This window comes from Ideonella sp. P3_A4, from assembly GCF_056403075.1.
On sequence record NZ_JBFUGE010001190.1, the window covers coordinates 1 to 951 of the forward strand.

Consider the following 951-nt stretch of genomic DNA (forward strand, 5'->3'; position numbering starts at 1 on the left):
GCGCTCGACCTGGCCGTCGAGCGCCAGCGCGATGCCTTCCTGCGCATGTTCTGCGACGCCAGCCGCCGGATCGTGGAAGCCGACGCGGTCGCCCTCGTACTGTTGCGGGCCGACGAGCGCGGCGTGCGCCATGTCGAGGCGCACGGCTTGCTGCCGCCGGCCATCGAGAGCTTGTACGGGCCGGCCACCCGCCAGGGCCTCATCGGCCTCGTCTGGGGCCGCAGCGCCGCCTTGCGCGAAGGTGATGGCGGCGAGTTGTTGGCGGGCCTGCCGGCCAGTTTCGGCCCGGTGCGCAGCTTCCTGGGCGTACCTGTCGGATCGGACAGCGCCCAATACGGCGTGTTGCTGTTCACCGACGAGCGCGCCGGCCACCGCTTCGACGACGAAGACGAGATGATGGCGCTGGCGCTGGCGGGCGAATTCGTCGTGATGTTCGAGCTCTTCGACGCCAACGAGACGCTRCAAAGCCGTGCCGTTGAACTGGAGCTCCAGATCGCCCAGCGCCAGCATGCCGAGCAGGCCCAGGCCGAAGCCCTGGCCCGGCTGGACGGCATGATCAATGCCGCGATGGACGCCATCATCACGGTCGACCGCTCGCACCGTGTCGTGCTGTTCAACCCTGCGGCCGAGCGCATGTTCGGCCGCAAGGCCGCCGACATGATGGGCCACCCACTCGACGAGTTGCTGCCCGAAGCCGCACGGGAACCGCATGCCGACCACTTGCGCGCCTTTGCGACCAGCGGGCCCTCGACACGCACCATGTCGCCATTGCGCACAGTGCGCGGCCGGCGCGCCAATGGCGACACCTTCCCGATCGACGCCTCGATCTCCAGGGTGGTGCTGGACAGCGGGGTCTACTTCACCGCCATCCTGCGCGACGTGACGCAGCGCGTGCAAGCCAATCAGGCCTTGGAGCAGTACCGGGTCGAACTGGCCGGTTTCTCCCAACGC

Annotated in this window: 1 protein-coding gene; it reads left to right on the forward strand. The window is 68.8% G+C overall.

What is annotated here, in order from left to right; all coding sequences use genetic code 11:
- Positions 1-39: 39 nt before the first annotated feature.
- Positions 40-951, forward strand: a 912-nt coding sequence (locus AC1DYI_RS36875; protein ID WP_477209030.1) for a PAS domain S-box protein, incomplete at its 3' end; no start/stop codon positions are given.